The organism is Bordetella hinzii LMG 13501 (assembly GCF_001548475.1).
In the GTDB taxonomy this organism is placed as follows: Bacteria; Pseudomonadota; Gammaproteobacteria; order Burkholderiales; family Burkholderiaceae_B; genus Bordetella; species Bordetella hinzii.
In genome coordinates this window covers 118,891-145,331 of record NZ_LRUJ01000008.1, presented here as the reverse complement: position 1 = coordinate 145,331, position 26,441 = coordinate 118,891, and the positions used below count along the sequence as shown (strand labels likewise).

Genomic DNA, 26,441 nt, shown 5'->3' with positions numbered 1-26,441 from the left:
GACGGTACGTAACCGCAGCAATGGAATACCACATTGCTTCAAAACACTGTTCTTCAAGGCATCCCGGTGCGCACAACAAACACCCGCCCCCGGCCCGCCGGCTCAATCGGCCCGCAGCCCGGCCTTCTCCACCAACTGCTTGAACAGCTGCCTGTCCTGATCCATTTGTTCCGAAAAAAAATCTGAACGGCTGGCGACCACCCGGACGCCGAAGGCCTCGATCTTCGCCTCCACCTCGGGGGAGCGCAGGGCGTTCACCAAGGCTTCGTTCAAGCGCGCGATCACCTCGGGCGGCGTGCCCGCGCGCGCCGCGAAGCCGATGGTCGCGCTCACCTTCACGCCCGGCACGCCGGCCTGCGCAAGCGTGGGCACGTCTGGCGTCGCCGCCGACCGCGCTTCGGAACCGATGGCCAGCAGCTTGACGTGCCCGGCGTCCACCTGGGCGGCCACCGATGTGAGGGCCGCGAACATGACCGACACATCCCCCGATATCAACCCCGGCGTGGCCTGGGCCACCCCCTTGTAGGGCACATGCGTCAGCGCGATGCCCGACACCAGGGCCAGGCGCTCCATCCCCAGGTGATGAATGCTGGCATTGCCGGAAGAACCGTAATTGATGGCCTTGGGCCTCGCCCTGGCCTGCGCGATCAAATCCGCCACCGAATCGATATGGGCGGCGGCATTGGCCATCAGATACATCGGCCCCTCCACCGCCTGCGTGACCGGCGCGAAATCCCTGGCGGCGTCATAGGGTAGCTGGCGATAAACCGCGGGATTGATCGCGTAGATAGTGTCATCGAGCAACAGCAGCGTATTGCCATCCGGCGCCGCCCTGGCCAGAAACGCCTGCACGCCGATGATGCCGCTTGCGCCGGCCTTGTTCTCCACGATGACCGGACGGCCCGTGTTTTCGGTCACCTTGCGGGCAAGCAGGCGCGCCAGAATATCGACCAGGCCGCTCGGGCCATAAGGCACGATGATGTGCAGCGGCGGCGCCGGCTGGGCATGGCCCTGGCCGAGGCCCAGCAGCAAGGCGGCCGCCAGGCCGGCCAATACAACAGTCCCACGAAGCATCTGTCTCTCCTTGAATGCCGCTCCAGCGCCGTTCGATGCTGCATCCCCCTTCGGCGCGGCCGCCCCCGCCCAACCGGCATGGGCTGAAATCGGCCACGCGCCTCATATCACGCACAGGGACAATCAAACGGACCGGCTGCATTCTTGGCGAGCGAGCCAGGCAGAACAATACGAAAACCGTCAATGCAGTTATACGAATAGCGGATGGCTCCATTGACACAGGGTCCGCTTCGCCAGGTCCGGACGAATTACCGCGACGCCCGCCCATAGCGATTGACCACGATGCCGCATCCGTAGGCAACCGAGCCCAGCAGCCTCAAACGACGAAAGCCCGATTGGGCAAACAGCCTCTGCCCGCTGCCGAGCGCGACCGGATTGATGAAAAACTGGTACTCGTCGACCAGATCCGCAGCGACCAGCGCCGATGCAAAGCCGGTGCCGCCAAAGACCGCGATGTCCCCCGCGCCGCCTTGCTTCAACGCGCCTACCTCGCGCGCCAAGTCGCCGCCCGCCACCCGCGTCCTTGCCCAACGGCAATCCTTGAGCTCGCGGCTCAGCACGACTTTCGGGATCTCGGTGATCCGTCGCGCAAAGGCATAGAAGCGGTCCTGGGGAAAGCGCCCCGCCGCCTTCGCCCAATGATCGATATATCCCTCCTCCGCCATCTTCCGGCTCAGGAGAATCGTGCCGACGCCCTGAAAGAAAAGATTGAAATCGCGCTTGAGCGCCGCGTCCCACGGGCACTCGCCCACCCAGTCCCAGAGCTGCCAGACGGCCTGCCCCTCGCCACCGACAAAGCCGTCGGCCGACATCTGCATTTGAAGCACCAGCTTGCTCATAGCGCATCTCCCGCCACTCGGTCAGATTACGGCGCCCACTATGCACCGCCCTATAATCACTTGAAGCGTAAACCGCTTTGGCGGGAAATCGCACCTCAGAAACCGTCTTCAACCGGCAACGCAGGGCCGCAAAGCCATTGAACGCCACAAAGCGGAGTCCGTACCGCCTCGCCAACCGAAGCGCTCAGGAGCGTCCATGGAATTCATGCTGGAAAAATTCGGCCCCCATGACTTCGACGATTATTTCCGTCTCGTCAGCGACCCCAAAGTCATGGCCATGATCAGCGAAAGAGGCATTCCCGCCGATGAAGCGCGACAAGACTACGCCGACCTGCTGGCAAACAATGACATCCATCCGGATATGGGCCAGTTTCGGATTCTGCAGAGAAAGACTTCGCATTTCATAGGCCTCGCAAAACTGGCGGTGTCCGCTGAAAACCGGGAAACCGCCGAGTTGGGCTATATGCTCTTGCCTGAATACTGGGGCCAAGGCATCGGCGGCCGAATAGCCAGCATGCTGGTGACCCGGGCAGAAGCACAGCCCGACATCCGCAGCCTGTTTGCCATCATCGACCCCGCGAATCTCCCTTCCCGCAAAATCCTCATAAACAATGGGTTTGTGTCCCGGGAATTCAAAGATTTTGATGGCCTACCGGGTGAAATACTCGAGCGCCATTGCAAGCCGGCCTCCGGGAACCGGGCGTCGCAGATGAGACAAACCCATTGATGCTGGAGCCCCCGACTCCGCGAACATCCAACAGATCCACTGCACCCGGTGGGCCCGACGCAAGCGTGGAAACGGGCAATCAGGACAAGCATCAAGTCCGATACCATCATCCCTGCCACGAAACATTCACCCCACCCCGCCTTTTCCGCTGCCTAGTGCTGCCAGCCAGTGCCTGACATCGGCCCGACACAGGCATGAAAAAAGCCCGCAAAATCGCGGGCTTAGTTCATTACTGCCTGTCACTGCCAGGTGGGGTCAGAAAACGCACCAAAATGAGGCCCACTCCCACTCCATACTCAACAACCAAGTTTTCTGTAGGAAATTCAGCAACTTAACTCAAAGAGTGGTTTTGATACCATGAAAAATACCAAGAGCAATCTAGAGAATCTGCCTTATCGACGAATGCGATCGTTCATGCACCGCTCACAGTCGCCTTGGGTTTCGATGATGATTAGCGGCATGGTCATTTACTAAGCGACGAGCGGCTCCGCTTCGAGCGCCAAAGACTTAAGAAACAATTTGCGGAGCTCGTCGAGCTTTTCTTTAGCTATGCCCCCATCCTCAATAGCCTTCAGAGTGTGAACTGGCTTCTGGTCGTCCCGAACAGGTAAGTTCAATCCGAGGAACTTCTCCATACAGCTATCGACGAAACAAGGCTCCGCAAGGCGACTTGGGCCAGCCTTACTCCTCAGCATTTCATTCACCACCTTGTGGTGGTCCTTATCCTGATCGTCATCAAGCATCAAACCATACGGGATGCCGAATCCTTCAAGTAGAGCAATATAGCGATGAAGATTGTATTTCCCCATCGCATCGACAATCGCCACACGATGGCGGCTCAAGTCATGCCAGTCCCGTGCGAACAGCCACGCGAACAAGGCTTTTTCGGTGGCCCCCTCCACAAGCAGCACGCGGTCGGCGAAGAACATGGAGGCCCGCTCAGAATCTAACCAGAGCTGATAGCGGAATCTCTCCTCCTGTTCCGCAATCACCGCGTCTTCGGTTGCGCCTTTTAGCAGTTTCCTGGCGTTTCCCTTTGCACTCTCCGCCACCGCTGCGTCTTTAACATAATTTTCCAACCAATTCTTGAACTCGTATCCTTGACCAAGTACCTTACCAAGGTCGGTCTTCTTGACCTGGCCAATGCTACTCACACCATTATTGCGGCGGACACGAACAATCTGGCACAGATCGTCCGCCACCTTGCCTACGAAGATTGGCGAATGGCTGGTCACAATGACCTGCTGAGCATCCCCCGCTCCCAACCTGCGCAGGTGGTAAGCCATATTCTCTTGTTGAGCTGGATGCAAAAATGCTTCCGGTTCCTCAAACAGGATGAGGGTAAAATCAGGGTCGAATTCCTTTTTCCCCGCCACCTTGCTTTCGGTAAAGCTGGGCGCGAGCTTAATAAGTTCATACAGGAATGATCGCTGGAACCCATGCCCATAACGATCGAGTGCAAACGATGTTTCTCCAAGCATGGCGTCCACGAAGCCATGCCGGATTAGGTTCTTAGTGATGTCCTCCGGTGCGACAGGGTTCACTCCCATGTCGAATCGAATGCCCCATTGCTCGATGGATTGGTTGATAGGCTTAGAAATCTGAGTCAAGAAGCCCTGTTCTCCGCATGCCTCGTCGTTCAACTTTCCGAATGCGCCTTCCATTTCCTTGAATGCTGGGCTGTCCGCGATCACACGCTTTAGCATCAGATTAAGCATATCCCGCAAGGGCGACGGGCCGCTGGTTTTCATCTGCTCCGCAGCGGTAGTGAGTGCCGGAATGTATATGACGCTTCCGACCTTAGCGGTACCGACGTTCTTCGCTCCATAGAACAATTCTTTCTCGGGCTCACCATTGATGATGGCGTAAATGTTGCTTTGGCTTGGCTTAAATCTTTCCTTTTCGGGGGACGCGAAGTAGCGACGGACGGTGAGGCTGTAACCAGCCACACCTGCCTTGTATTTGTCCGCCAACCCCTCCCATTCAATTTCGGACAAATCGAAAGTCAGTTCAACCCAGGATTCGTCAGTCTGTACGCCCTTCATCTTGGGAAGATCGTCGCCTGAATGCTTGAAGTCCTCATAGAACGCCCGGAGCGCGGCAACAATGTTGCTCTTGCCCGCGTTATTGGCACCCACGATCATTGTGTAGTCGTGAACCTCGATGTCAGCATCGACAATAGACCGGAAATTGTGGATGCGCAGGCGGCGAAGTTTCATGGTTTCCCTCGGGTGCTATTAGTTGATACCTACACCAATGCCACCGGAACCGGCGCGGCACTGCTTTGGCCGATGACGGCGTTTTTGACTTTGAGAGCGAGGCGCTCGCCCCAGCGAATATTTCGTTATGAGTTCCATCCGCCAGAAATTGTGCCCCTATGCATCGGCTGGAGGCCATCTCAGCTTGCCGCGCCCCACACGTAACGCCTCTACCAGCCTAGTGCCGCCGGGCAACCGGCCGGAAAAGAGGCTGGGCTTGGGATCAACCGCCGGTTTCTTGAACGCACCGACACGTTGATAGTCGGGTGTTGTCAGCCAAGTTCGCCCATCACCCTCGTCGGTGACTATGCGATAGAGGCCAGCCGGCGGGGCTATCGCGGTGTCAAGCAGACGTTTGTAATGTTCGACTGACCATTTCTGAATGCCTCCGCTGAGGGCGTCGGTCCGGAACCGCGCCCATAGCGCGGCCGAATCAGGCGTGGGCCAGTCACCGGCGTCGGTGTAGGCGGTGATCTCGTCGGACTCGAGCCAGGCCCGCATCTCAGCTGGCGTGACGAAGACCGGCATAGCATCCTCGATCGCTGCCATCGCCGCGCGCCGCGAAGGAAGGCCCGCGCGAATCAGCATCGACATCATGAATTGCGGGACGCCAGTTTCGACCGCTGCTGCTGCGCCGCCCGCCACCGTCTCCGGCGACCAACCGAGTGACATGCGGCGGGTACGAACAGCTTCCAAGGCCCAGACCAAACGATAGGTGAAGGCCTCTTCAACGACTCGCATGTTCTGCGGTCCGATCTTGGCCACATTCTCGCCAGACACCCAACTACGCAGGATAGCCTTCCAATTCGTCGGTAGCGCGTTCGCCTTATCGGGGATGAAAGGTCGCATGAACAGCAGACGTTCGCCGAGACCGCCGAGCGCATCGACAAGTGCCTCAACGTCGCCGCTCAGTGCCGCATGGTCAGCCCGGTCAAGGAGTTCGGCCAACTCGTCAGCCATGGCGTCGATTTTTAGACCCGCCTCAAGTCCAACGCCCATGGCGAAATGCCCGCGTCGCGCCTGCGCCGTGGTGGTTTTCCAGATGAGATCGGCGCGGGCCTCGAACACCTTCTTATGCAGCGGGGCGACGTCCTTGTCCTCACGCGCGATCTGGCGTGCCCAGAGCGATCCCTTGAGCGCCTCGTCCAAGAGCTTCGGCAGGTCGGCGCGATCGGAATCGAGTGCTTCGATCAGGCCAAATACCGTTGCGTCGAGGCGCTCGACGATCTGTGATAGCGGCTCCTCTTCGATGGTTTCCTCTTTGTCATCGCCACCGCCTTCATCATCGTCGCCCTCAGCGTCATACTCCGCGCCGGTCGCCAGTCGCTCGGCGACTTCGGCCTCTTCCTTGGGCGATCTCCAAGCTTCACGTGCGTTGGCCAAATATTCCCAGGCATCATCGCGATCCAGGACGCCTTCGCGGGCTAGCCTCTCAAGGATTTCGGCGACGATCTGGATGAGACCGCTCTTCAGCGTCCGGGCCTTTGCGGAGGCCACTAACTTCCTCCATTCCTTCTTTCGCCAGTCGGCCTTATCGAACATGACATGCACGATAAGGCCTTCGACATCTACGAAGGCGCGTCCAGCGCGGCCGGCGACGTTCGCGAATTCCTCGCCTGTGATCTTCTCGGATGCCCGATACAACGCTGGCACCAGCAGGACGGCGGCGTTGAGGTTGAGACCCTGAGACAATGTCGGCGACGCGACGATGACCTTCAGAATACCCTCGGAGAGAAGGGCTTCCAGTTCGCGAAGGAATGGGCTCGGCAGCCGGCCGTGGTGGATGGCAACGCCGCTCTTTAGGCAGGCGACGGCGGGGTGGTCTTCGCCCAACCACTCCTTGCCGACCTCTAGAACGCGGGCAATCGAGGCTTCATCCTCCAACAGTGAGTCCAGATAACCGCGTTTGCATAGGTCCACCACTTGTTTACCGTAGCTCTCGACCCAATTCGCCTGAGTGGAGAAGATCAGTGTCCGCTTGCCTTGACCGGCGAATTCCCATGCCGCGAACAGAGCGAGATGCGAGTTCTTGCGCGGATAGGGCTTCTTCTCTTTCCCCCGCGCGGCTTTCTCCACGACGAATTTGTCGAGAAACGGACCATCGTCGTCGAGGTCCAGCCGGAGCAGCGCGTCCTTGCCCCGCCAGGTGAGCGCGCCGAACCGCTGCCGCGTGGGGCGCCAGTCGGAACGCACAGGCTCGCCCGGTTCGTCAGAGCGTATCCACGCTGTAAGGTCTTCCAGCTCATCGCCGCTGGGCAGGATCGCGGATAGACAAACGATACGGCGTTCGCCTGCGTCAGCGCGCCGAAGCAGACGCTGCACGAGGGTTTCATAGCGGATCTCGCGTTCGCTGGGGCCAATCATGTGGCCTTCGTCGAGAACGATAAGGCCGACATTGTCGATCAGCGAGGGGTCGCTTCTCAACGCGAAATCAAGTTTCTCGGGCGTCGCGATGATGATCTCGCGCATGCGCAGCGCGTCTTCATCGCCAGCCGAAAGGCCGCTAGCGCCGTAAAGGGAGGAAACGCTGAAGCCGAGCGGCGCGAATGTTTTTCTGAACGATCGCTCAGTCTGGGCGGACAGTGCGCGCAGCGGCGTCACGATCAACACCCGGCGCGCCGACGACAGGGTCATCAGCGCGGCGATCTCCGCCACGCGAGTCTTACCGGCACTGGTCGGCAGGGCGACGACTAGATCGTCGGTGACATCCGTGGAGCGCCGAGCCGCTTCGCGCTGAGATGGCCATAGCTCCACCTCGGACGTCTTGCGGGCGAAGAGCGACGAGATGAATAGCCGGCGCAAATCCGGGTATTTTTCCTCCGTTCCCTCCGGCGGTTCAGTGGGCAAGTTTTCGTGCAGAGAATGCTGCCAGAGGTCATCGATCAAGTGACGGCAGAGGTTGCATATCCACCACAACGGAACATTCCCGCCGTTGTCCGCCAAGCTGACTGCGGTGGCGAGCAGCGCCCGCGCGGTCTCGATCGGCTCGGGTTCGCCCGTCTCCAGTGCGAAGTCGAAATGCGCCAGCGCCCGGCATATTGTCGTGTTGAGGATTGTCGATAGAGCCTCGTCGATGTCGGTCTCTTCGCCCATCAACGCCTTGGCGATCTCCTCATCTCCGTGAGCGTGATCGTCCAACCAGTCGCGAACGAATCCGCGCAGCTGGCCAAGATCGCGCAGGATCAAATGCCGAATCGCCGTTTCGCCCGGCGACGCATTGAGATCATCCATGGCCTCGTTGAAGAGCGAATAGGCAACGGCGGAGAAACCAGCCAGATGATAGGCTGCTGCGGCGATCGTGAGGCGAAAACCGCGATCAGGGGACTCGGGATCGCCGTTGCGCACCAGGGCTTCGAAGGAGTGGGCTGCGCGCTCGAACGCCTTGCTCGTCAGATCCGACGCACCGGCCTGAGCGCGCAGGGCCATCGCTCCGCGAAGCAGGGCAAAGCCGTGTTCGGCAAGATCGGTTTCGATCGTCGCACCTAGCGGCGGCGCGTTCGCCGGTAACACGCCTTCCTCGCGCATCAGCGACCAGGCAGCGCCACGATAGAGCAAGCGTCCAAGGATGCCATCGACGGTCGCGGTAGCTAAGAACGTGGTTAGTTCGTCAATCGTCTCCAAGATCTTCCGCCTCCTGGTACATGGCTGCGATGAAATCCTGGTGATCTGCGACGTGGACGTTTACTACGTAGTGGTCACGATTCGTCCCTGCGGCGTCGAGGTCCTCTTTCAAAGATGCATGAGGACCGTTACCCGACACGGTGAAAAGCATATGGTCGATGCGGTCGGCACGGAGGGACTTCACACCCACCTCGTCACGAAGGCTACGACCCAGCACGTTGTCGTCCGGATCATTACTCTCGAGGAGACGGTTTGCGACAAACAGAAGGGAATCGGGCGTGCAACGGCCGTTGTCGCGGTTCAGCACCTTCCGAGCGCTTGTAACCGTGGCCTTGCCAAGCACCTTGTTGCTCTTAGCCTCGCCCTTTAGAAGCCAGAGCTTCTCGTCCACCCCATTGTATCCAGCGCCGATGAAGTCATCGCCGCGCATGGCCATATTGCGGCCGTCCTTATAACGGAGGCGTCGCACCGGCACACGTAAGCCAACCTCTTCCTCGACCAGTTCCGTGGCAAGAATTTCGCCGAGATCGCCGGACCGGCCTTTAGCGGTTTGCGGCAACGCTTCACTAAGAATCTGCGCTGCGGCCTTATATCCGAGGCGCTTCACGTCTTCGGCTATGCGTTCGAGCCGGTCGTAGTGCGACCGAATAGTCGCGGCGAAGTCTGCGCGAATCTCGTCTCGACCGCCTTCCCTCTCAACATAGGTCCAGTAGTACTTGCGCTTATCCTTCTTTTTCGTGGCTTCGCACCACCGTTCGTACAGTTCCACGCTGCCCCCAATCGACCATCCCTGCCTCGTTCGTAGTGTGATTCCACGCATGCTTCCAGCCCGACTTGGATTACGTGATCCAATCGAGCGCAGTCAGGGCACTATCCGTTAGCGAATAGTATTCTATTTGAAACTATTATTGCGATTTAGAAATATCCATTCATCCCAGAAGCTAGCGGCACGTGAAATCGCTAATACAGAAAGGTGGCCAGTGTGCCACCCTTGTTATTTCCACCGTTCCAGTTCGCGGCCGACGTCGGGGCCAGCGTCGATTTCAGAGTGCAGGTTGTCGGGGGTGATGCCGGCAACGATCTGGGCCAGCTCATCATCAAGAATTTCATCGACGCCTTTGGCGGACACCTGCCCCGCCAGGCCAGCGTCGATCCGTTCGACCAGCAAAGCCTTGAGCTGTGCCCATGCCACATCGTCCTTGAGCAGGCCCGCAGCGACGGCCATGCGCACAAGCGCATCAAGCCCGAATTCGTTGATCTTCCCGCGCATCAGGTCAGACACGCGAGGTTGCGTCACGCCAAGATGGCGCGCGGCTTCGGCCGGCGTCCATCCGTGATCGCGGATTTGCTTTTCCAGGGCCATCATCAGCGCCGAACGCAGCTTCATGTTTTCAGCCCCGGCGGGCGTGTCCTCGATGGCATCCCACACACTGACAAAGGGTTCATTGCTCATCGCTTGGTCCTTCACTGGCTCGCCGGCGCGGTCAGCATGTCGAGGGTGATCCGGCGCACGAGCTGCAACGCGGCCGCCGGCGTTCGCGCCGGCGCAGGGTGTTCCTGGTCCGTGCGCACCTGGTCGCGCAGGCCATCCAGATCGTTGCCGCCGTCTACGACCGCTTGCATGAACGCGCGCACCAGGGCCGCGCCGCTGGACCCATACTCACGCGCGGCCGCGAGAAAATCCCGCTTCAAGTCGTCATCGACCGTCACCGAAAGGCGTGCCATTCAATACCCCGCTTCTTTCTGATGCCGAACGGCAAGAATGGCGATGTTCTCCCCGTCGAAGCGATAGAGGGCGACATAGCCGCTGTTGCCGAAGTCGATCAGCCATTCCCGAAACTCGGGTTCCATGTCCTCGACCGGGCGGCCGATGCGTGGCTGATGTGCCAGAATCTTGACCCCGGCCCGGATCGCCTTCACCGCGCGTTGCGCCGCGTCGGCATCCTTGGGCGCGAGGAAGCGATAGAGCCGCTGCACATCAGCCACCGCCGGCGGCGTCCAGATCAGACGTGGCACTTAGGCAGCTCCGCATCCTCGCCGGCTTCTAGCTTCGCCAGCCAGGCGTCGGCTTCCTCAAGTGTCAGATGCAGGCCGGTGCGCTGATACTCTTCCCAGGCGCGGAGCGCATCCTGTTTGAACGCCTCGCGCTTTTCCTCGCGCTCGACGTACTGCGCGATGGCTTCTCGCATGATCCAGTGCGACGTGCGCCGGCGGGCTTCGGCCAGGTGCTGGACGCGCCCTTTCAGCTCGTCATCGAGCTTGATGGATGTTGCCCTTGCCATGTGACCTCCGTAGCAAAAGGTAATACCTATTGGTACTATAGCCGGCTACTGCCCTGCCGTCCACCCCGAGGAGGCCGCGCTGAAATCGCTTGAAAGCTCATTAAGGCCGAGGAAATGCACTAGGCGCATATAAATCGGCATTTCAAAATTGAGCCGTGTCGGCTACGCTGGGCGCATTAGCCTATACCCAAAGGAGCCGGACGCATGAACTCAATCTCCCAGGGCCGCATCGGCCGACAACGTGAATCCGCTGCGGACGCGATGGAAATGGCCCTTTTCGACGCTGAATACCCGCCGACGAGTTGGGTTGTCTTGGCCTGGCGTGATGGTGTGCCAGAGCAACGCAGCCGCCACGATCGCCGGGATGCCGCGCTGGCGGCTGCAAGGGCTTTGCTGCCGGCGGACGTGAGCATCGAGGACGGCGACCAGTGGGACCAGGTGAAGGAGGCAGCATGAGCACAAGGAAGGACCGGCGCGTCGGTTCGATGCTGGCCGGAATCGCACGCGAGGCAGGCGGCCTGACCGAAGCCGAAGCCGAGGCCATCGACCAGCTCCGCGACAAGACGCCGGCCGAGCCGATGAGGTTTGACGACGCCCCAGCCCTCAAGGTCGCCCGCGTCTATTTGCGCGTCAGCACCGACGCGCAGGACCTGGAACGCCAGGAAAGCATCATCGAGGGCGCGCGGGCGGCCGGCTACTATGTCGCCGGCGTCTACCGCGAGAAGGCATCCGGCGCACGGCCCGACCGCCCCGAGCTGCTGCGCATGGTCGCGGACCTACAGCCCGGCGAGGTGGTCATTGCGGAGAAGATCGACCGCATCAGCCGCTTGCCGCCGGCCGAAGCCGAGCGCCTGGTTGCCGCGATCCGGGCCAAGGGCGCACGCCTGGCCGTCCCTGGCGTTGTAGACCTGTCCGAGCTGGCGTCCGAGGCGCAGGGCGTCGCCAGGATCGTGCTGGAATCGGTCCAGGACATGCTTTTGAAGCTGGCCCTACAGATGGCCCGCGACGACTACGAGGACCGCCGCGAGCGGCAGCGCCAAGGCATCGAGCTGGCGAAGAATGCGGGCAAGTACCGGGGCCGGCGGGCCGATCCGAAGCGCCGCGCCCAGGTCATCGCCTTGCGCCGATCCGGTCATAGCATCACCAGGACGGCCGAGCTGGCCGGCTACAGCCCGGCCCAGGTCAAACGGATATGGGCAGAGGTCAGCCAGGCCGAGGCGGAACATATGGGAGCCTTTCAGGAGGACGCCTTGAGCGAAGCCGACGCCCTGGCGGCCGCCGACGATGGACACCCGGAGGAACAGGCATGAAGGACCGGCACCACGACGACGCAATGGCCGAGGTCTACCGCAACGACCCGGAGCTGGCAGCCTCCCCTCGCCCGCTCACGCCGGCGGAGATCGAGGCGCTACGCCAGGACATGAGCCAGGCCATCGAATGGGCGCGCGCCGAGCTGGCGCGCCGGCGAAATCAGTAACAGCTATTTAGCAGCTAAGTGGAGTGTGTATGCCCATGATTGGCTCAAGGGTGAGGTTCTGCGCGATAGCTTCGCGTGCCTGCTGATTCAGGTGCAGGCCTATCGCATGAATTCGCCGTACCAACGCGACTTCCGGGTCTTCCCCTGCGAAATAGACCACGCGTCCAGCGCGCTCAGGGGCGATCCCTACCAGGTCCCCACCGGCGACGGCGCACGCGATGGACATTGCAGCTTCCAATGCCCAGAAGCTCTTGCCCGTAGCTCCTGGGGCTACTAGCGCTCCCACGGTTCCCGCGAGAAAACCTGGCCATACAAAGTCCAGTAAAGGCGGCTCGTTGTCGAACGCGGCCCTTAAATCAATGGCCACGATCAAGCCCCCAATCCAGGGCGGCGAGCTTGGATACCCGACAACTTGCGGGCCTCGATCCACTCCTCAACGTCAGCCAAGTCCCACACGACATTTCGGCTGGTTAGCGCAATGCGGCGCGGGAATTCTCCCCGCTGCTCAACGGGAATCCTGCTCTGCGAGGCGGGTGGAACTTGGCCGTCATACCGGGCTGCCCGCTGAAGGCCATGCCGTTTTTTTAGCGGCTAAAATCGCATGAGGCAGGAAAGCGCTCCATGCTCTCATCCCTTCGGACCTGGCTTCCTGAGCGTCCATTCGTCAATCATGTCCGCCCAGTCCTGTAGCATCGCTGTCCGCTGCTCGCGGTATTCGGCCTTGTTGTAGACGGCCCGGACGCCTCTTTGCTCATGCGCCAGGCACTTCTCGATCCAGTCCGTGTTGTAGCCGGCCTCATGCAGCAGCGTGCTGGCCGTACGGCGCAGGTCATGCGGCCCAAACTTGGCTAGCGATTTCCCCTCCTTCTGCGCCAGCCGGTATGTCAACGTCAGCACCTGGTTGAGTGTGGCGCTGCTCATGGGTAGGTCCGAGTCATACCGCGACGGAAGTACATAGGCCGATCCGCCAGCAAAAGTCTTGAGGGCGATGAAGATGTCCAGCGCCTGCCGGGAGAGGAAAACCAAGTGCGGATTGCGTCGCTTCATCCGTTCCTTTGGAATTGTCCAAAGCGCCTCGCTGAAGTTGATCTCGCTCCAGGTTGCGTTGGTCAACTCGCTTTTGCGTACCATCGTTAGAAGCAACAGTTTGGCGGCTGCCCGGATGGATGGTGTCGTGCCGATTCGCTCCATGTACTGGTACATCAAGCCGATTTCATCGGGTGTCAGCGCACGGTCACGCGGCTCAAATTTGGCAATGGTCGTCGGTCGAACCAGTTCTGCCGGGTTCTGTACCTTCTGGCCACGCTCAATGGCCCAGCGATAAACCTGCAATACGATCTCGCGGGAATGCACTGCGGTCGCTGGTGCACCTCGCTCGACAATGGCATCGGTCAGCGCCCTCAAATCCTCGTGGGTGATCTCGATCAGCTTCTGATTGCCGAATTTCGGCTTCAACTCACGCTCGAAGACCGAACGGCGCATATCGCGGGTGGAGTCCGCCATCTGGTAGCCCCGCAGCCATTTTTCTGCCCAGGCCCCGAACGTTTCAGCGTCCTTGACACGGGCCTTTTCTCGCGCTTTCTCCTTGGCCGGCGACTTCCCAGCGGCGATCATCTTCTTAGCCTCACCCAACCGCTCGCGCGCTTCCGCGAGGGTAATGCCGCCGACACCGTAGCGACCGAAGGTGATGGTCTCTTGCCTGCCGTGGATTGAGTAGTTGTAGCGGAACGAGATTGAACCCGCAGAGGTGACGGCCACATAGAGGCCGTCACGGTCATTCACTTTGTAGAGCTTGTCCTTCGGCTTGAGGTTGCGCAGCTTGGTATCAGTCAGCATGGTGTGTGCGATTCTCCACGTCAAAATACCATGCTCTGAAACGCTCGCATTTCACCTTAAATTTCCTTATAGATCAATTCGTTATCTCAATTTGATACCATGCCAGCCCTGTCGGAGGCAACATGGTATCAAGCACCAAACATGGCATCAGGTTCAGATAGCACCACCTACCATGCCATACAAACGCCGTGCTTGACGATGCGAAAATTTGCCAGACAGTGCCGGGCCCAGAATAGAAAAAGCCCGCAGTTACGCGGGCTTAGAGGGGCTTTCGTGCTATTCGGTGCCGGTCTATGCCGGACGTAGGATCATTCCCACTCAATCGTCGCCGGCGGTTTGCTCGAGACGTCGTACACCACGCGGTTGATGCCGCGCACTTCGTTGATGATGCGCGAGGAGACACGGGCCAGCAGCGGGTGCGGCAGGGGCGCCCAGTCGGCGGTCATGAAGTCGAAGGTCTGGACGGCGCGCAGGGCGACGACGTATTCGTAGGTGCGGCCATCGCCCATGACGCCGACGGATTTCACGGGCAGGAAGACGGCGAAGGCCTGGGACGTCAGTTCGTACCAGCTGAGGTCGCTGGCGGGGTCTTTGGTGTTGCGCAGTTCTTCGATGAAGATGGCGTCGGCGCGGCGCAGGAGTTCGGCGTATTCGTGCTTGACTTCGCCAAGGATGCGCACGCCCAGGCCGGGGCCGGGGAAGGGATGGCGGTAGACCATCTGCGGCGGCAGGCCGAGAGCCACGCCCAGTTCGCGGACTTCGTCCTTGAAGAGTTCGCGCAGGGGTTCGAGCAGTTGCAGGTTGAGGGTGTCGGGCAGGCCGCCGACATTGTGGTGCGATTTGATGGCGGCCGCTTTGCCGGTCTTGGCGCCGGCGGATTCAATGACGTCGGGATAGATGGTGCCCTGGGCCAGCCATTTGGCGCCCTTGAGCTTGCCGGCTTCGGTCTGGAAGACTTCGACGAATTCGCGGCCGATGATTTTGCGCTTGGCTTCGGGGTCGGCGACGCCGGCCAGTTTGCCCATGAATTGCGCGGTGGCATCGACGTGGATGATTTTCACACCCATGTTTTCGGCGAAGGTCTGCATGACTTGCTGGCCTTCGTTCAGGCGCAGCAGGCCGTGGTCGACGAAGACGCAGGTGAGCTGGTCGCCGATGGCGCGATGGATGAGGGCGGCGGCCACGGAGGAGTCGACGCCGCCGGACAGGCCGAGGATGACTTCATCGCTGCCGACTTGCTCGCGGATGCGCGCGACGGCTTCGGAGATGTAGTCGGGCATGTTCCAGTCGCCTTCGCAGCCGCAGATGTCGCGCACGAAGCGCGAGATCATGGCCTTGCCTTGCACGGTGTGGGTGACTTCGGGATGGAACTGGACGGCGTAGTAGCCGCGGCTTTCGTCGGCCATGCCGGCGATGGGGCAGGACGGCGTGGAGGCCATGAGGGTGAAGCCGGGCGGCAGCTCGGTGACTTTGTCGCCGTGGCTCATCCAGACTTTGAACATGTCCTGGCCCGCGGCGTCCTGGAAGTCGGCCAGGCCGGCGAGCAGCTTGGTGCCGCCCTGGGCGGCGACTTCGGCGTAGCCGAATTCGCGGTGGTCGCTGAAGCTGACCTTGCCGCCCAGCTGTTGGGCCATGGCCTGCATGCCGTAGCAGATGCCTAGCACCGGCAGGCCCAGCTCGAAGACGGCGGCCGGCACGCGCATGGAGCCTTCTTCATAGGCCGAGGCGTGGCTGCCGGAGAGGATGATGCCCTTGAGGCCCTGGCCGGCCTGTTCGCGCACGAAGGCGTCGTCGACGTCGCCCGGGTGGATTTCGGAGTAGACGCCGGCTTCGCGGACGCGGCGGGCGATCAGTTGGGTGACTTGCGAACCGTAGTCAAGGATGAGGATGCGCTGATGCATGGTGACTCTGCCGGTTGGAAATAAAAGCGCACCGGCCAGAACGGTCTCGGGTTCTGCCGGTGCGCGATGCATTGCGGGGTTGACGATCCGGGGATCAGTCGGCGCGGTAGTTGGGCGCCTCCTTGGTGATCTGGACGTCGTGGACGTGCGATTCGCGCACGCCCGCCGAGGTGATTTCGACGAATTGCGTTTTGGTGCGCATGTCGTCGATGGTGGCGCAGCCGCAATAGCCCATGGAGGCGCGGATGCCGCCGACCAGCTGATAGATGATGGCCAGCACGCTGCCCTTGTAGGGGACGCGGCCTTCGATGCCTTCGGGCACGAGCTTGTCGGCGTTGTTGGCCGGGTCCTGGAAGTAGCGGTCGGCCGAACCGTCGGCCATCGCGCCCAGGCTGCCCATGCCGCGATAGGATTTGTACGAGCGCCCCTGGAAGAGCACGACTTCGCCGGGCGCTTCTTCGGTGCCGGCGAACATGCCGCCCATCATGCAGGAGAAGGCGCCGGCGGCCAGGGCCTTGGCGACGTCGCCCGAATAGCGGATGCCGCCGTCGGCGATCAGCGGCACGCCGGTGCCTTCGAGCGCCTTGGCGACATCGGAGATGGCGGTGATCTGGGGCACGCCCACGCCGGCCACGATGCGGGTGGTGCAGATGGAGCCCGGGCCGATGCCGACCTTCACGCCGTCGGCGCCGGCTTCGACCAGCGCCAGGGCGGCGGCCGCGGTGGCGATGTTGCCGCCGATGACTTCGACCTTGGGGAAGTTCTGCTTGACCCAGCGCACGCGCTCGATGACGCCGGCCGAGTGGCCGTGGGCGGTGTCGACGATGATGACGTCGACGCCGGCGGCGACCAGTTTCTCGACGCGCTCTTCGGTGCCGGCGCCCACGCCGACGGCCGCGCCCACGCGCAGCTGGCCTTGGGCATCCTTGCAGGCGTAGGGGTGTTCGGTGTTCTTGACGATGTCCTTGACCGTGGCCAGGCCGCGCAGCTCGAAACCGTCGTTGACGATGAGCACGCGCTCCAGGCGATGCTTGTGCATCAGGGTCTGGGCTTCGTCGAGGGTGGCGCCTTCGTGCATGGTGACCAGGCGCTCGCGCGGGGTCATGACATTGCGCAGGGGCTGGTCCAGACGGTCTTCGAAGCGCAGGTCGCGGTTGGTGACGATGCCGACCAGCTTGCCGCCCTCGACCACGGGCAGGCCGGAGATGCCGTGCTGGCGCTGCAGGGCGATGGCGTCGCGCACTTTCATGTCGGGCGTGACGGTGACCGGATCGATCACGATGCCGAACTCGTGCCGCTTGACGCGGGCGACCTCGCGGGCCTGCGCATCGGCGCTGAGATTCTTGTGGATGATGCCGATCCCGCCCTCTTGCGCCATGGCGATGGCCAGGCGCGACTCGGTCACGGTGTCCATGGCGGCGGACACGAGCGGAATATTGAGGGTGATGTTACGGGTGAGGCGAGTGCTGAGCGAAGTGTCGCGCGGCAACACTTCGGAATACGCAGGCACCAACAACACGTCGTCGAAGGTGAGCGCTTTTTGGACGAGACGCATGGGGAACTCCGGGCGCAAAGCAAGATTATACGCCGATCAGCCCGGGTGACTAGGTGTTAGCCCTAGGTTTTTCCCGGAATGTGGCGTCGGCGTCAAGCCCATCGGGTCGGATCCGGCGAAAGGCCTATGTCGCAAGGCCGCCACATTTATACCCGGGTGATATTGACAAGCCAGGCAGAGGCTGCGCATACTGGTTTTTTCTTTTTACCCGGGTATATCCATGACGCAGCAATTCACGGCTTTCGACGGTATCCGCCGCGTCGCGCAGGGCTCGCTGGCCGAAGTGGCGCTGGCGTTGCACGACCGTCCCGCAGGCCAGGTCCTGGTCTTTGATGACGCCAGCGGGCGCCAGACCGATCTCGACCCGAGACTGCTGGCGGCCGGCCCCGCGCTGGCGCCCGCCTCCCTGGCCGATCCCGCCCAGGAGGGCGCGGAACTGGGCCGGGGCCGGGGACGGCCGCGTCTGGGCGTGGTGGCGCGCGAGGTCACGCTCTTGCCGCGGCATTGGGAGTGGCTCGCCCGCCAGCCCGGCGGCGCCTCGGTCACACTGCGCAAGCTGGTCGAAGAAGCGCGCAAGCGCGACGAAGGGGCCAGCGACCGGCGCGAGCGCCAGGATGCGGCCTATCACTTCCTGCAGGCCATCGCCGGCAATCTGCCGCACTATGAAGAAGCGCTGCGCGCCTTGTATGGCGATGACCGGGCGACGCTGGCCGGCTGTATGCAAGACTGGCCGGCGGATGTCTCGGCCTACGCCTTGGCCTTGTTCGACGGGCATTGATTGACGCCCGGCTGTGGTTGCCGACACGCCCCCCGGGGCGTGTTTTTTTTTGCGCCTGGCCTTGACGCACTCGCAAGGAGTATATATCTTAAGATATATATCGTAAGATACTTATTGCCGTCGCCGCCTACAGGGCTGCTTTGGCAAACCGCATTGACCTGGAGGAGGCCTGGATGCGCCACGCTCATTTTTCTTCCCCGGCTTGGCCGGGGCTGTATGGGGCCGCCCGGATGGGCCGCGGCCCCGGGGGGTTTGACGGCCCGGGCCGCGGCCCCGATGGCCGCGGCGGCGCCGACTGGGCGCGCGGCCGCAAGGTCAGCGCCGACGATCTGCAGCTCATGCTGCTGGCCCTGCTGGAGCAGAACCCCAGCCATGGCTATGAACTCATCAAGGCGTTGGGCGCCTTGAGTCATGGCTATTACACGCCCAGCCCCGGCATGGTGTACCCCGCCCTGACCTATCTCGAGGAACTGGGCCATGTCACCGTCGAACCCGAGGGCAGCAAAAAGCGCTATCACCTGGCGCCCGAGGGACGTGCCCACCTGGACGTCCACCGCGCCCAGGCCGAACTCCTGCTGGAAAAGCTGCGCCATATCGGACGCAAGATGGAGTGGATGCGCCAGGCCTGGAGCGGACGCGAGACCGGTCCGCAGGGCGAGGACCTGGCCACGGGCTGGGTGGAGGAGTTTGTCGAGGCGCGCCAGGCCCTGCGGCATGCCCTCCTGCTCAAAAGCGGCGCCACGCCCGCCGAGCAGCGCCGGGTGGCGGCCATCTTGCGCCGCGCCGCGCAAGACATCGGCGATCCCGCCTGTTCCTGATTTCCCTATGGAGTGTCCATGACCAGTCCTTCCCTGCGGGTGGAGCGCGTGCGCCATCCCCTCAAGATGCGCCAGCTCACGGTGGCCCGCGTCGAGCCCCTGGCCGGCGGGCTGCTGGCGCGCATCACTTTCACCGGCGAAGACCTGCATGATTTCGTCACCGCCTCCTTCGACGACCACGTCAAGGTGTTCTTTCCGCCGCAGCCGGGCCTGGCCTTGGCGCTGCCCGAGATCGGCCCGGATGGCTTGCGCTTTGCCCAGGACCAGCCGCGGCCGGCCGCCCGCGATTACACCCCGCGCCGCTTTGACCGCGAGGCGCGCGAACTGGTGCTGGATTTCGTGCTGCATGGCGACGGGCCGGCCGGCAGCTGGGCCGCGCAGGCCCGGCCAGGCCAGGTGCTGGGCATCGGCGGGCCGCGCGGCTCGTTCGTGGTGCCGCTGGCATTTGACTGGCATGTGCTGATCGGCGATGAAACCGCCCTGCCCGCCATCGCCCGGCGCCTGGAAGAACTGCCCGAAACGGCCCAGGCCCTGGTGGTCATCGAAATCCCGTCGCACGCCAATCGGCTGGCGCTGCCCTCGCGGGCGCGCGCCGAAGTGCGCTGGCTGGCGCGCGACGCCGGCGATCCCGGTCTGGCCGAGGCCGCCGCCGCGCTGCGCCTGCCGCCCGGCGAAGGCTATGTCTGGGTGGCGGCGGAGTCGGCCGTTGCCAAGGCCGTGCGCATCGCCATGGTGGAGCGACACGGCATAGACAAGAGCCGCATCCGAGCCGCCAGCTACTGGAAGCGCGGCGCGGCGGCCGTGCACGAGTCGCACGACGACTGAGCGCCCGTCTCCGCAGGCCTCGAGATACCCGGGTTTACGCGAACCCGGGTATTTGCTTATGCCCTTTAAGTATTTGTGGTGCGCATACTAAGCACGCAAGAATTCACTTAAAGCATAAAAGCACCCCCATGGAATTACGCCAACTCGAGGCCTTTGCCGCCGTCATGAGCAGCGGCAGCGTCACCGCGGCCGGGCGCCTGCTGGGCCGCTCCCAGCCGTCCATCACCCGTTCCATCCAGGAATTGGAAGCGGAAATCGGCTATGCGCTGTTTCTGCGCAGCGGCCCGCGTGTCACGCCCACCGAGCAGGGTTTCCTGCTGTACGACGATGTCGCCCATGCCCTGTCCAGCCTGCGCCATATCCGGACGCGGGCGCGCGAGATCGCCCAAGGCAAGCAGCAGCCGCTGCGGCTGGCGGCCACTTCGGCCCTGGCGGCCGGGCTGCTGCCGCACGCCATCGCGCGCGCCGAAGCCGCCCATGGCGTGCGCGCCCTGCAAGTGCGCAGCGTCTCGCCCGAGCAGGTGTTGCATGCCGTGCTGACCGGCTCGGCGCAATTGGGCCTGACCAGCCTGCCGCTGGAACACCGCGGCCTGGACGTCCATTGGATAGGCCAGGCCAATTGCGTGGTGGCCCTGCCCGAGGCCGATCCGCTGGCGGGCCAGGCGACAGTGCCGGTCGCCGCGTTGGCTGGCCGGCGTTTCATCACGCTGGCCAATCCCTATCGGCTGCGCGGCCGCCTGGACCAGGCGCTGGCGCAGGCCGCGCCCGGCCTCATCGAAAGCAATTCCTCGCTCAATGCCCTGGCGGCGGTGCGCGCCGGACTGGGCGTGGCCATCCTGGAGCCGGTGTCGGCGCTGGGCCTGCCCGTGCAGGGCGTGGCCATACGCCCCATCGACCAGGACATTCCATTTTTCTTCGGGGTGGTGACCCCGCAGGCCACGCCCATCGCCCCGGCCGTGGTCGCCATGACGGATGTGCTGGCCGAGACGGCCGCCGCGCTGCTGCCCGGCTTTGTGCGCCATGAGGCCAACGCGCATGCCAGCCTGCTGGACAGTATCCACGGCAAAGACGATTTTTCGACGGACCCGATATGAGTTTTCCCCTTGCCCATCCTCCCCTGGGCCTGACCGAGCTGGAGGCGCGCCTGCGCCAGGACCTGGCCTGGCTGGACCTGCCGGCCCGTCCCTGGGTGCCGGTCCGCGAGTCCGGCGGCCAGGCCGTGCAGGACGTGGCCATCATCGGCGCTGGCATGGCCGGCCTGGCCGCCTGTGCCGCGCTCAAGCAGCTGGGCGTGCGCGCCTTCTGCCTGGACCGCTCGCCCGAGGGCTTCGAAGGCCCCTGGGCCACGACCGCCCGCATGGAGACCCTGCGCTCGCCCAAGCAGCTGACCGGTCCGGCGCTGGGCCTGCCGGCGCTGACCTTCCGCGCCTGGTTCGAAGCCCAGTTCGGCCTGACGGCCTGGGAAGCGCTGGACAAGATTCCGCGCCTGCAATGGATGGACTATCTGCGCTGGTACCGCCGCGTGCTGGCGCTGGACGTGCGCAACGACCATCGCGTCACGGCCGTGCTGCCGCGCGCCGACGGTGTGGTCGAGCTGGCCGTGCGCACGCCGGCCGGCGCGCAAACCCTGCTGGCGCGCCATGTCGTGCTGGCCACCGGCCGCGACGGCCTGGGCGGCCCGTCGGTGCCCGCTTTCGCGCTGCGCCTGCCTCGCGCGCGCTGGGCGCATTCTTCCGATGAAATGGATTACAGCCGCCTGGCGGGCAAGCGGGTGGCTGTGATCGGCGCCGGCGCCTCGGCCATGGACAGCGCGGCCACCGCGCTCGAAGCCGGCGCGGCCAGCGTGGACCTGCTTATCCGCCGCGACGACATTCCTCGCGTGAACAAGGGCAAGGGCGCCGGCAACCCGGGCCTGACCCATGGCCACCTGACACTGCCCGAAGACTGGAAGTGGCGCTTCCGCCACTACATCAACAGCCAACAGGTGCCGCCGCCGCGCGGCAGCACACTGCGCGTCTCGCGCCACCCCAATGCGCGCTTCAACCTGGGCTGCCCCATCCTGGACGTGCAGGCCGATGACCGGGAGATCCGCCTGGCCACGCCCAAGGGCGTTTTCGCCGCGGATTTCGTGATCTTCTCCACCGGTTTCAAGCTGGACTGGCAGGCCCGCCCGGAATTCGCCGCCATCGCGCCGCATATCCGTCTCTGGGGTGACCGCTACCGGCCCGCGCCGGGCGAAGAAGACCAGGAGCTGCATGACTCGCCCGACCTGGGCCCGGTCTTCGAATTCCAGGAAAAGACGCCCGGGGCCTGTCCGGGGCTGGCGCGCGTGCATTGCTTCTGCTATCCGGCCGCCCTGTCGCACGGCAGCGTGTCGGGCGACATCCCGGCGGTCAGCGACGGTGCGCGCCGCCTGGCCCAGGGCATCGCCGGCCAGTTCTACGCCGAGGATGTGGAGCAGCATTTCGCCAACATGCAGGCCTATGCCGAACCCGAGGTCTTCGGCGACGAATGGACCGTGGCCCCGCCGCCGGGAGCCCGCTCATGACGCTTTGGCTCCTGCGCCGCCTGGCCCAGGCGGTGGTCGTGGTGCTGCTGATGACGCTCATTGTCTTCGTCGGCCTGCACGCCATCGGCAACCCGGTGGACATCCTGATCGGCCAGGACGTCGACCAGGTCGACCGCGCCCGCATCATCGCCGAGCTCGGCCTGGACCAGCCCCTGTGGCGCCAGTACCTGGGCTTTCTGAACGGCGCGCTGCACGGCAATCTGGGCAACAGCTTTGTCTACAACATCCCGGCCGTGCAGCTCATCCTGCAGCGCCTGCCGGCCACGCTGGAGCTGGCCATCGCCGCCTTGCTGCTGGCCGTGGTGCTGGGCGTGCCGCTGGGGCTGTTCGCCGGCCTGTTTCCGGAGAACCCGCTGTCCAAGGCCATCATGACAGGCAGCATCGTGGGCTTTTCGCTGCCGACCTTCTGGGTGGGCCTGATGCTCATCATGGCTTTCAGCGTGTCGCTGGGCTGGCTGCCGGCCAGCGGCCGCGGCCAGACCGTGCAGGTCCTGGGCATGCAATGGTCCTGGCTGACGGCCGACGGCCTGCGCCACCTCATCCTGCCGGCCCTGAATCTGTCGCTGTTCAAGATCTCGCTGGTGATCCGCCTGACCCGGGCCGGCGTGCGCGAAGTCATGCCGCAGGACTTCGTCAAGTTCGCGCGCGCCAAGGGCCTGTCGCCGATGCGCGTGGTCCTCATGCACATCCTGCGCAACACCATGATCCCGCTGGTCACGGTGCTGGGCCTGGAGCTAGGCTCGACCATCGCCTTCGCCGTCGTCACCGAGAGCATCTTCTCCTGGCCGGGCGCCGGCAAACTCATCCTGGACAGCATCAACGCCCTGGACCGGCCCGTCATCGTCGCCTATCTGGTGGTGGTGGTGTGCCTGTTCGTGATGCTCAATCTCATCGTGGACATTCTGTACAAAGTGCTGGACCCGCGGGTCAGGCTGGAGGGCGCGCAATGAGCCAGACGCTTGCGCCCGCACTCAAGCGCGAATCCCCCTGGCGCCGCCACGCGGCCGAGTTCTTCGCCTCGCGGACGGCGGTGTTGGGGCTGGCGGCGACGGTGCTGCTCATCCTGGCCGCCGCCCTGGCGCCCTGGATCACGCCGCAAAACCCCTATGACCTGCTGCAGCTGGACGTGCTGGACGCGCGCCTGCCGCCCGGCTCGCCCAATGGCATGGGCAGCTACACCTATTGGCTAGGCACGGACGGCCAGGGCCGCGACCTGTACTCCGGCATCCTGTATGGCCTGCGCATCAGCCTCATGGTGGGCGTGGGTTCGGCGCTCATCGCCGCGCTGATCGGCACGCTGCTGGGCCTGCTGGCCGCGTATGCCGGCGGCAAGACCGACACCCTGATCATGCGGCTGGTCGATCTCATCCTGTCCTTTCCGTCCATCCTGGTGGCGATGATGATCCTCGCCTACCTCGGCAAGGGCGTGGGCAATGTGGTGCTGACCCTGGTCATCCTGGAGTGGGCCTATTACGCCCGCACCGCGCGCGGCCAGGCCCTGGTCGAGCGGCGGCGCGAATATGTCGAAGCCGCCCGCTGCCTGGACATCCCCAATTGGCGCATCATGTTGCGCCACATCCTGCCCAACTGCCTGCCGCCGCTCATCGTGATCGGCACGCTGCAGATCGCGCGCGCCATCACGCTGGAGGCCACGCTGAGCTTCCTGGGCCTGGGCGTGCCGGTCACCGAACCGTCGCTGGGCCTGTTGATCGCCAATGGCTACCAGACCATGCTGTCGGGCCAATACTGGATCAGCTTCTATCCCGGCATCGCGCTGCTGGTCACCATTGTGGCCATCAACCTGGTGGGCGACCGCCTGCGCGATGTGCTCAACCCGAGGACGCACCGATGACCTACGCCGCGCAATCCCAGGCGCCGGTCACGCTGGAGGTGCGCAATCTGCGTACCCAGTTCCAGACCCGCGCCGGCATCCTGCCCGCCGTGGACGATGTGTCTTTCCGCCTTGAGCGCGGCAAGATCCTGGGCCTGGTGGGCGAGTCCGGCTCCGGCAAGTCGGTCACCGGCTTTTCCATCATGGGCTTGGTGGACCCGCCCGGCCGCGTCGTCGGCGGCAGCATCCTCTTCCAGGGCCGCGAGCTCACCCGGATGCGCCCGCGCGAGCTGCGCCAGCTGCAGGGCAACCGGATCGCCATGATCTTCCAGGATCCGATGATGACACTCAACCCGGTGCTGCGCGTCGATGCCCAGATGATAGAGGCCGTGCGCGCCCACAGCCGCGTCAGCCGCGCCCAGGCGCGCGAGCGCGCCCGCGAGACCCTGGGCATGATGGGCATCCCCAGCCCCGAAGAAAGGCTGCTGGCCTATCCGCACCAGCTCTCGGGCGGCATGCGCCAGCGCGTGGCCATCGCCATCGCCATGCTGCACCGTCCCGATCTCATCATCGCCGACGAGCCGACCACGGCGCTGGACGTCACCATCCAGGCGCAGATCCTCTCCGAGGTGCAGAAACTCGCGCGCCAGCACGGCACCAGCCTGATCTGGATCACGCATGACCTGTCGGTGGTGGCCGGCCTGGCCGACGAGGTGGCGGTGATGTATGCCGGCCGCATCGTCGAACACGGCCCGGTGGACGCGGTGCTCGATGCGCCCATGCATCCCTACACGGCAGGCCTGATCGGCAGCCTGCCCAGCAACAATGTGCGCGGCCAGCGCCTGCGCCAGATTCCCGGCATGACTCCCAACCTGCTCGCCCTGCCCCAGGGCTGCGCCTTCGCCGCGCGCTGCCCGCGCGCCTCGGCCGCCTGCGACCAGCGGCCGCCGCTATCCTCGCCCCGCCCCGGGCACCTGGCGCGCTGCTTTCACCCGGCCCTGGAGGTGGCGGCATGAGCGCTTCCCTGAATCCCCCGCTGGTGGACCTGCGCGGCGTCAGCAAGCGTTTTGGCGAGCGACCCGACACCGCGGTCTCGCGCGCCCTGCGGACCCTGGGCCTGGCCAAGCCGCCGGCCGTCACCCGCGCCGTCGACGGCGTGGACCTGCTCGTGCGCCCCGGTGAAGTCGTGGGCCTGGTCGGCGAATCCGGCTGCGGCAAGTCCACGCTGGGCCGCATCGCCGCCGGCCTCATGCCGCCCACCGAAGGCGAAGTCCGCGTCAACGGCCGCCTGGCCTCGGAAATGAGTCCGCAGCAAGCGCATCGCGCCCGCCTGAAGGTGCAGATGATCTTCCAGGACCCCTACGCCAGCCTCAATCCGCGCCTGCGCGTCGATGACATCGTGGGCGAGGCCGCCCGCATCCATGGCCTGGTGGATCGCGCTGGCTTTGACGATTATGTGAGCGAGCAGCTGCGGCGCGCCGGCCTGGATCCGGCCCTGCGCCAGCGCTATCCGCACCAGTTCTCCGGCGGGCAGCGCCAGCGCATCGGCATCGCGCGCGCCCTGGCCGTGCGGCCCGACATGCTGGTCTGCGACGAAGCCGTGGCGGCCCTGGACGTGTCCATCCAGGCCCAGATCCTCAATCTCTTCATGGATCTGCGCGCCGAGCTCAACCTGACGTATCTCTTCATCAGCCATGACCTGGGCGTGGTCGAGCATGTCTCGGACCGCGTCATCATCATGTACCTGGGCCGGGTGGTCGAGTCCGCGCCCGTGGAGGAGGTGTTCCGTCACGCCAACCATCCCTATACGCAGGCGCTGCTGGCCGAAATACCGCGGCTGGATGCGCGCCACAAGACCTTCACCGCCATCAAGGGCGAAATCCCCAGCCCGCTGGCGCCGCCGTCCGGCTGTCATTTCCATCCCCGCTGCCCGCACGCCATGCCGCGTTGCAAGACCGAGGCGCCGCGCCTGAAGGGCATCGCCATCAACCACCTGAGCGCCTGTCACCTGAACGACGGCAGCTAGCCTTCAACGACCTCATCAGGACTT

At 63.7% G+C, this 26,441-nt stretch carries 27 protein-coding genes; 13 read left to right on the top strand and 14 right to left on the bottom strand.

Going from position 1 to position 26,441, the window contains the following annotated elements; all coding sequences use genetic code 11:
- Positions 1–102 precede the first annotated feature (102 nt).
- Positions 103–1,074: a Bug family tripartite tricarboxylate transporter substrate binding protein gene (locus AXA74_RS07915; protein ID WP_032978888.1), complete on the bottom strand. Its 972-nt coding sequence runs from the start codon at positions 1,072–1,074 to the stop codon at positions 103–105.
- Positions 1,075–1,322: 248 nt separating this feature from the next.
- Entirely contained in the window at positions 1,323–1,913 is a 591-nt protein-coding gene (locus tag AXA74_RS07910) for a dihydrofolate reductase family protein (RefSeq protein ID WP_032978884.1), read from the bottom strand.
- A gap of 196 nt (positions 1,914–2,109) precedes the next feature.
- Between AXA74_RS07910 and AXA74_RS07905 the strand changes: the two genes are divergently transcribed.
- Complete coding sequence (locus tag AXA74_RS07905) at positions 2,110–2,640, top strand: GNAT family N-acetyltransferase (RefSeq protein WP_029580593.1); 531 nt, start codon at positions 2,110–2,112, stop codon at positions 2,638–2,640.
- Positions 2,641–3,110: 470 nt separating this feature from the next.
- On the opposite strand, the gene AXA74_RS07900 is transcribed toward AXA74_RS07905, so the two are convergent.
- The 7 genes from AXA74_RS07900 to AXA74_RS07870 all read right to left on the bottom strand — a co-directional run bounded on the left by AXA74_RS07900 (position 3,111) and on the right by AXA74_RS07870 (position 10,801).
- On the bottom strand, positions 3,111–4,859 hold the full coding sequence (locus AXA74_RS07900) for an ATP-dependent nuclease (protein ID WP_032978881.1): 1,749 nt from the start codon (positions 4,857–4,859) through the stop codon (positions 3,111–3,113).
- Positions 4,860–5,015: 156 nt separating this feature from the next.
- The gene (locus AXA74_RS07895; protein ID WP_032978878.1) at positions 5,016–8,519 is read right to left on the bottom strand and encodes a DEAD/DEAH box helicase; all 3,504 of its coding nucleotides are present in this window, start codon (positions 8,517–8,519) and stop codon (positions 5,016–5,018) included.
- Positions 8,506–9,288 (bottom strand): HamA C-terminal domain-containing protein, encoded by a 783-nt coding sequence (locus AXA74_RS07890; protein WP_032978897.1) that lies wholly within the window; start codon positions 9,286–9,288, stop codon positions 8,506–8,508. The genes AXA74_RS07895 and AXA74_RS07890 overlap by 14 nt, the downstream gene beginning before the upstream one ends.
- 225 nt (positions 9,289–9,513) lie before the next feature.
- Positions 9,514–9,972, bottom strand: a complete 459-nt coding sequence (locus tag AXA74_RS24775; RefSeq protein WP_080700866.1) for an XRE family transcriptional regulator — start codon at positions 9,970–9,972, stop codon at positions 9,514–9,516.
- Between the two features lie 11 nt (positions 9,973–9,983).
- Positions 9,984–10,244: a hypothetical protein gene (locus tag AXA74_RS07880; protein WP_032978875.1), complete on the bottom strand. Its 261-nt coding sequence runs from the start codon at positions 10,242–10,244 to the stop codon at positions 9,984–9,986.
- A complete protein-coding gene (locus AXA74_RS07875; protein ID WP_032978872.1) occupies positions 10,245–10,535 on the bottom strand; it encodes a type II toxin-antitoxin system RelE/ParE family toxin in 291 nt (96 codons plus the stop codon).
- Positions 10,523–10,801, bottom strand: coding sequence for a CopG family ribbon-helix-helix protein (locus tag AXA74_RS07870; protein ID WP_032957511.1), 279 nt, complete (start codon positions 10,799–10,801; stop codon positions 10,523–10,525). The genes AXA74_RS07875 and AXA74_RS07870 overlap by 13 nt, the downstream gene beginning before the upstream one ends.
- Positions 10,802–11,005: 204 nt before the next feature.
- On the opposite strand from AXA74_RS07870, the gene AXA74_RS07865 reads away from it, so the two are divergent.
- From AXA74_RS07865 to AXA74_RS24145, 3 genes are read left to right on the top strand one after another with little or no spacing between them, the layout of a single operon-like run.
- Entirely contained in the window at positions 11,006–11,257 is a 252-nt protein-coding gene (locus AXA74_RS07865) for a hypothetical protein (protein ID WP_032978869.1), read from the top strand.
- A complete protein-coding gene (locus AXA74_RS07860; protein ID WP_446657654.1) occupies positions 11,254–12,111 on the top strand; it encodes a recombinase family protein in 858 nt (285 codons plus the stop codon). Before AXA74_RS07865 ends, AXA74_RS07860 begins: the two co-directional genes overlap by 4 nt.
- Positions 12,108–12,278, top strand: coding sequence for a hypothetical protein (locus AXA74_RS24145; protein ID WP_155271649.1), 171 nt, complete (start codon positions 12,108–12,110; stop codon positions 12,276–12,278). Before AXA74_RS07860 ends, AXA74_RS24145 begins: the two co-directional genes overlap by 4 nt.
- A 7-nt stretch (positions 12,279–12,285) precedes the next feature.
- On the opposite strand, the gene AXA74_RS07855 is transcribed toward AXA74_RS24145, so the two are convergent.
- From AXA74_RS07855 to guaB, 5 genes are all read right to left on the bottom strand, one after another.
- Complete coding sequence (locus AXA74_RS07855) at positions 12,286–12,645, bottom strand: AAA family ATPase (RefSeq protein WP_080700867.1); 360 nt, start codon at positions 12,643–12,645, stop codon at positions 12,286–12,288.
- Between the two features lie 2 nt (positions 12,646–12,647).
- Positions 12,648–12,794, bottom strand: coding sequence for a helix-turn-helix transcriptional regulator (locus AXA74_RS23860; protein WP_080700865.1), 147 nt, complete (start codon positions 12,792–12,794; stop codon positions 12,648–12,650).
- Between the two features lie 111 nt (positions 12,795–12,905).
- The gene (locus AXA74_RS07850) at positions 12,906–14,114 is read right to left on the bottom strand and encodes a tyrosine-type recombinase/integrase (protein ID WP_032957508.1); all 1,209 of its coding nucleotides are present in this window, start codon (positions 14,112–14,114) and stop codon (positions 12,906–12,908) included.
- 308 nt (positions 14,115–14,422) lie between these two features.
- Positions 14,423–16,015 carry a glutamine-hydrolyzing GMP synthase gene (guaA, locus tag AXA74_RS07845; RefSeq protein WP_029580584.1) on the bottom strand — a complete coding sequence of 531 codons (1,593 nt, stop codon included), beginning with the start codon at positions 16,013–16,015 and terminating at the stop codon, positions 14,423–14,425.
- Between the two features lie 94 nt (positions 16,016–16,109).
- Positions 16,110–17,570 (bottom strand): IMP dehydrogenase, encoded by a 1,461-nt coding sequence (guaB, locus tag AXA74_RS07840; protein WP_029580583.1) that lies wholly within the window; start codon positions 17,568–17,570, stop codon positions 16,110–16,112.
- A gap of 220 nt (positions 17,571–17,790) precedes the next feature.
- Here guaB and AXA74_RS07835 point away from each other — a divergent pair, with 220 nt between their 5' ends.
- The 9 genes from AXA74_RS07835 (at position 17,791) to AXA74_RS07795 (ending at position 26,417) form a co-directional block, all read left to right on the top strand.
- Positions 17,791–18,348, top strand: a complete 558-nt coding sequence (locus AXA74_RS07835) for a DUF2239 family protein (protein WP_029580582.1) — start codon at positions 17,791–17,793, stop codon at positions 18,346–18,348.
- A 173-nt stretch (positions 18,349–18,521) separates the two neighbouring features.
- Complete coding sequence (locus tag AXA74_RS07830; RefSeq protein ID WP_172899593.1) at positions 18,522–19,166, top strand: PadR family transcriptional regulator; 645 nt, start codon at positions 18,522–18,524, stop codon at positions 19,164–19,166.
- Between the two features lie 18 nt (positions 19,167–19,184).
- The gene (locus AXA74_RS07825) at positions 19,185–19,991 is read left to right on the top strand and encodes a siderophore-interacting protein (protein ID WP_032978866.1); all 807 of its coding nucleotides are present in this window, start codon (positions 19,185–19,187) and stop codon (positions 19,989–19,991) included.
- 128 nt (positions 19,992–20,119) lie between these two features.
- On the top strand, positions 20,120–21,085 hold the full coding sequence (locus AXA74_RS07820) for a LysR family transcriptional regulator (protein ID WP_032964445.1): 966 nt from the start codon (positions 20,120–20,122) through the stop codon (positions 21,083–21,085).
- Positions 21,082–22,539, top strand: a complete 1,458-nt coding sequence (locus tag AXA74_RS07815; protein WP_032978860.1) for an NAD(P)-binding domain-containing protein — start codon at positions 21,082–21,084, stop codon at positions 22,537–22,539. The genes AXA74_RS07820 and AXA74_RS07815 overlap by 4 nt, the downstream gene beginning before the upstream one ends.
- The gene (locus tag AXA74_RS07810; RefSeq protein WP_029580577.1) at positions 22,536–23,510 is read left to right on the top strand and encodes an ABC transporter permease; all 975 of its coding nucleotides are present in this window, start codon (positions 22,536–22,538) and stop codon (positions 23,508–23,510) included. The genes AXA74_RS07815 and AXA74_RS07810 overlap by 4 nt, the downstream gene beginning before the upstream one ends.
- Positions 23,507–24,412 carry an ABC transporter permease gene (locus AXA74_RS07805; RefSeq protein WP_029580576.1) on the top strand — a complete coding sequence of 302 codons (906 nt, stop codon included), beginning with the start codon at positions 23,507–23,509 and terminating at the stop codon, positions 24,410–24,412. Before AXA74_RS07810 ends, AXA74_RS07805 begins: the two co-directional genes overlap by 4 nt.
- Complete coding sequence (locus tag AXA74_RS07800; protein ID WP_032957507.1) at positions 24,409–25,407, top strand: ABC transporter ATP-binding protein; 999 nt, start codon at positions 24,409–24,411, stop codon at positions 25,405–25,407. Before AXA74_RS07805 ends, AXA74_RS07800 begins: the two co-directional genes overlap by 4 nt.
- Before the next feature lie 8 nt (positions 25,408–25,415).
- Positions 25,416–26,417 carry an ABC transporter ATP-binding protein gene (locus AXA74_RS07795; protein WP_029580574.1) on the top strand — a complete coding sequence of 334 codons (1,002 nt, stop codon included), beginning with the start codon at positions 25,416–25,418 and terminating at the stop codon, positions 26,415–26,417.
- The last annotated feature ends 24 nt before the right edge of the window (positions 26,418–26,441 follow it).

Coding starts and splice junctions, on each gene's coding strand:
- AXA74_RS07915 (WP_032978888.1), bottom strand. CDS start 1,074: ATGCTTCGTGGGACTGTTGTATTGGCCGGCCTGGCGGCCGCCTTGCTG.
- AXA74_RS07910 (WP_032978884.1), bottom strand. CDS start 1,913: ATGAGCAAGCTGGTGCTTCAAATGCAGATGTCGGCCGACGGCTTTGTC.
- AXA74_RS07905 (WP_029580593.1), top strand. CDS start 2,110: ATGGAATTCATGCTGGAAAAATTCGGCCCCCATGACTTCGACGATTAT.
- AXA74_RS07900 (WP_032978881.1), bottom strand. CDS start 4,859: ATGAAACTTCGCCGCCTGCGCATCCACAATTTCCGGTCTATTGTCGAT.
- AXA74_RS24775 (WP_080700866.1), bottom strand. CDS start 9,972: ATGAGCAATGAACCCTTTGTCAGTGTGTGGGATGCCATCGAGGACACG.
- AXA74_RS07880 (WP_032978875.1), bottom strand. CDS start 10,244: ATGGCACGCCTTTCGGTGACGGTCGATGACGACTTGAAGCGGGATTTT.
- AXA74_RS07870 (WP_032957511.1), bottom strand. CDS start 10,801: ATGGCAAGGGCAACATCCATCAAGCTCGATGACGAGCTGAAAGGGCGC.
- AXA74_RS07865 (WP_032978869.1), top strand. CDS start 11,006: ATGAACTCAATCTCCCAGGGCCGCATCGGCCGACAACGTGAATCCGCT.
- AXA74_RS07860 (WP_446657654.1), top strand. CDS start 11,254: ATGAGCACAAGGAAGGACCGGCGCGTCGGTTCGATGCTGGCCGGAATC.
- AXA74_RS24145 (WP_155271649.1), top strand. CDS start 12,108: ATGAAGGACCGGCACCACGACGACGCAATGGCCGAGGTCTACCGCAAC.
- AXA74_RS07850 (WP_032957508.1), bottom strand. CDS start 14,114: ATGCTGACTGATACCAAGCTGCGCAACCTCAAGCCGAAGGACAAGCTC.
- guaA (WP_029580584.1), bottom strand. CDS start 16,015: ATGCATCAGCGCATCCTCATCCTTGACTACGGTTCGCAAGTCACCCAA.
- guaB (WP_029580583.1), bottom strand. CDS start 17,570: ATGCGTCTCGTCCAAAAAGCGCTCACCTTCGACGACGTGTTGTTGGTG.
- AXA74_RS07835 (WP_029580582.1), top strand. CDS start 17,791: ATGACGCAGCAATTCACGGCTTTCGACGGTATCCGCCGCGTCGCGCAG.
- AXA74_RS07830 (WP_172899593.1), top strand. CDS start 18,522: ATGCGCCACGCTCATTTTTCTTCCCCGGCTTGGCCGGGGCTGTATGGG.
- AXA74_RS07825 (WP_032978866.1), top strand. CDS start 19,185: ATGACCAGTCCTTCCCTGCGGGTGGAGCGCGTGCGCCATCCCCTCAAG.
- AXA74_RS07820 (WP_032964445.1), top strand. CDS start 20,120: ATGGAATTACGCCAACTCGAGGCCTTTGCCGCCGTCATGAGCAGCGGC.
- AXA74_RS07815 (WP_032978860.1), top strand. CDS start 21,082: ATGAGTTTTCCCCTTGCCCATCCTCCCCTGGGCCTGACCGAGCTGGAG.
- AXA74_RS07810 (WP_029580577.1), top strand. CDS start 22,536: ATGACGCTTTGGCTCCTGCGCCGCCTGGCCCAGGCGGTGGTCGTGGTG.
- AXA74_RS07805 (WP_029580576.1), top strand. CDS start 23,507: ATGAGCCAGACGCTTGCGCCCGCACTCAAGCGCGAATCCCCCTGGCGC.
- AXA74_RS07800 (WP_032957507.1), top strand. CDS start 24,409: ATGACCTACGCCGCGCAATCCCAGGCGCCGGTCACGCTGGAGGTGCGC.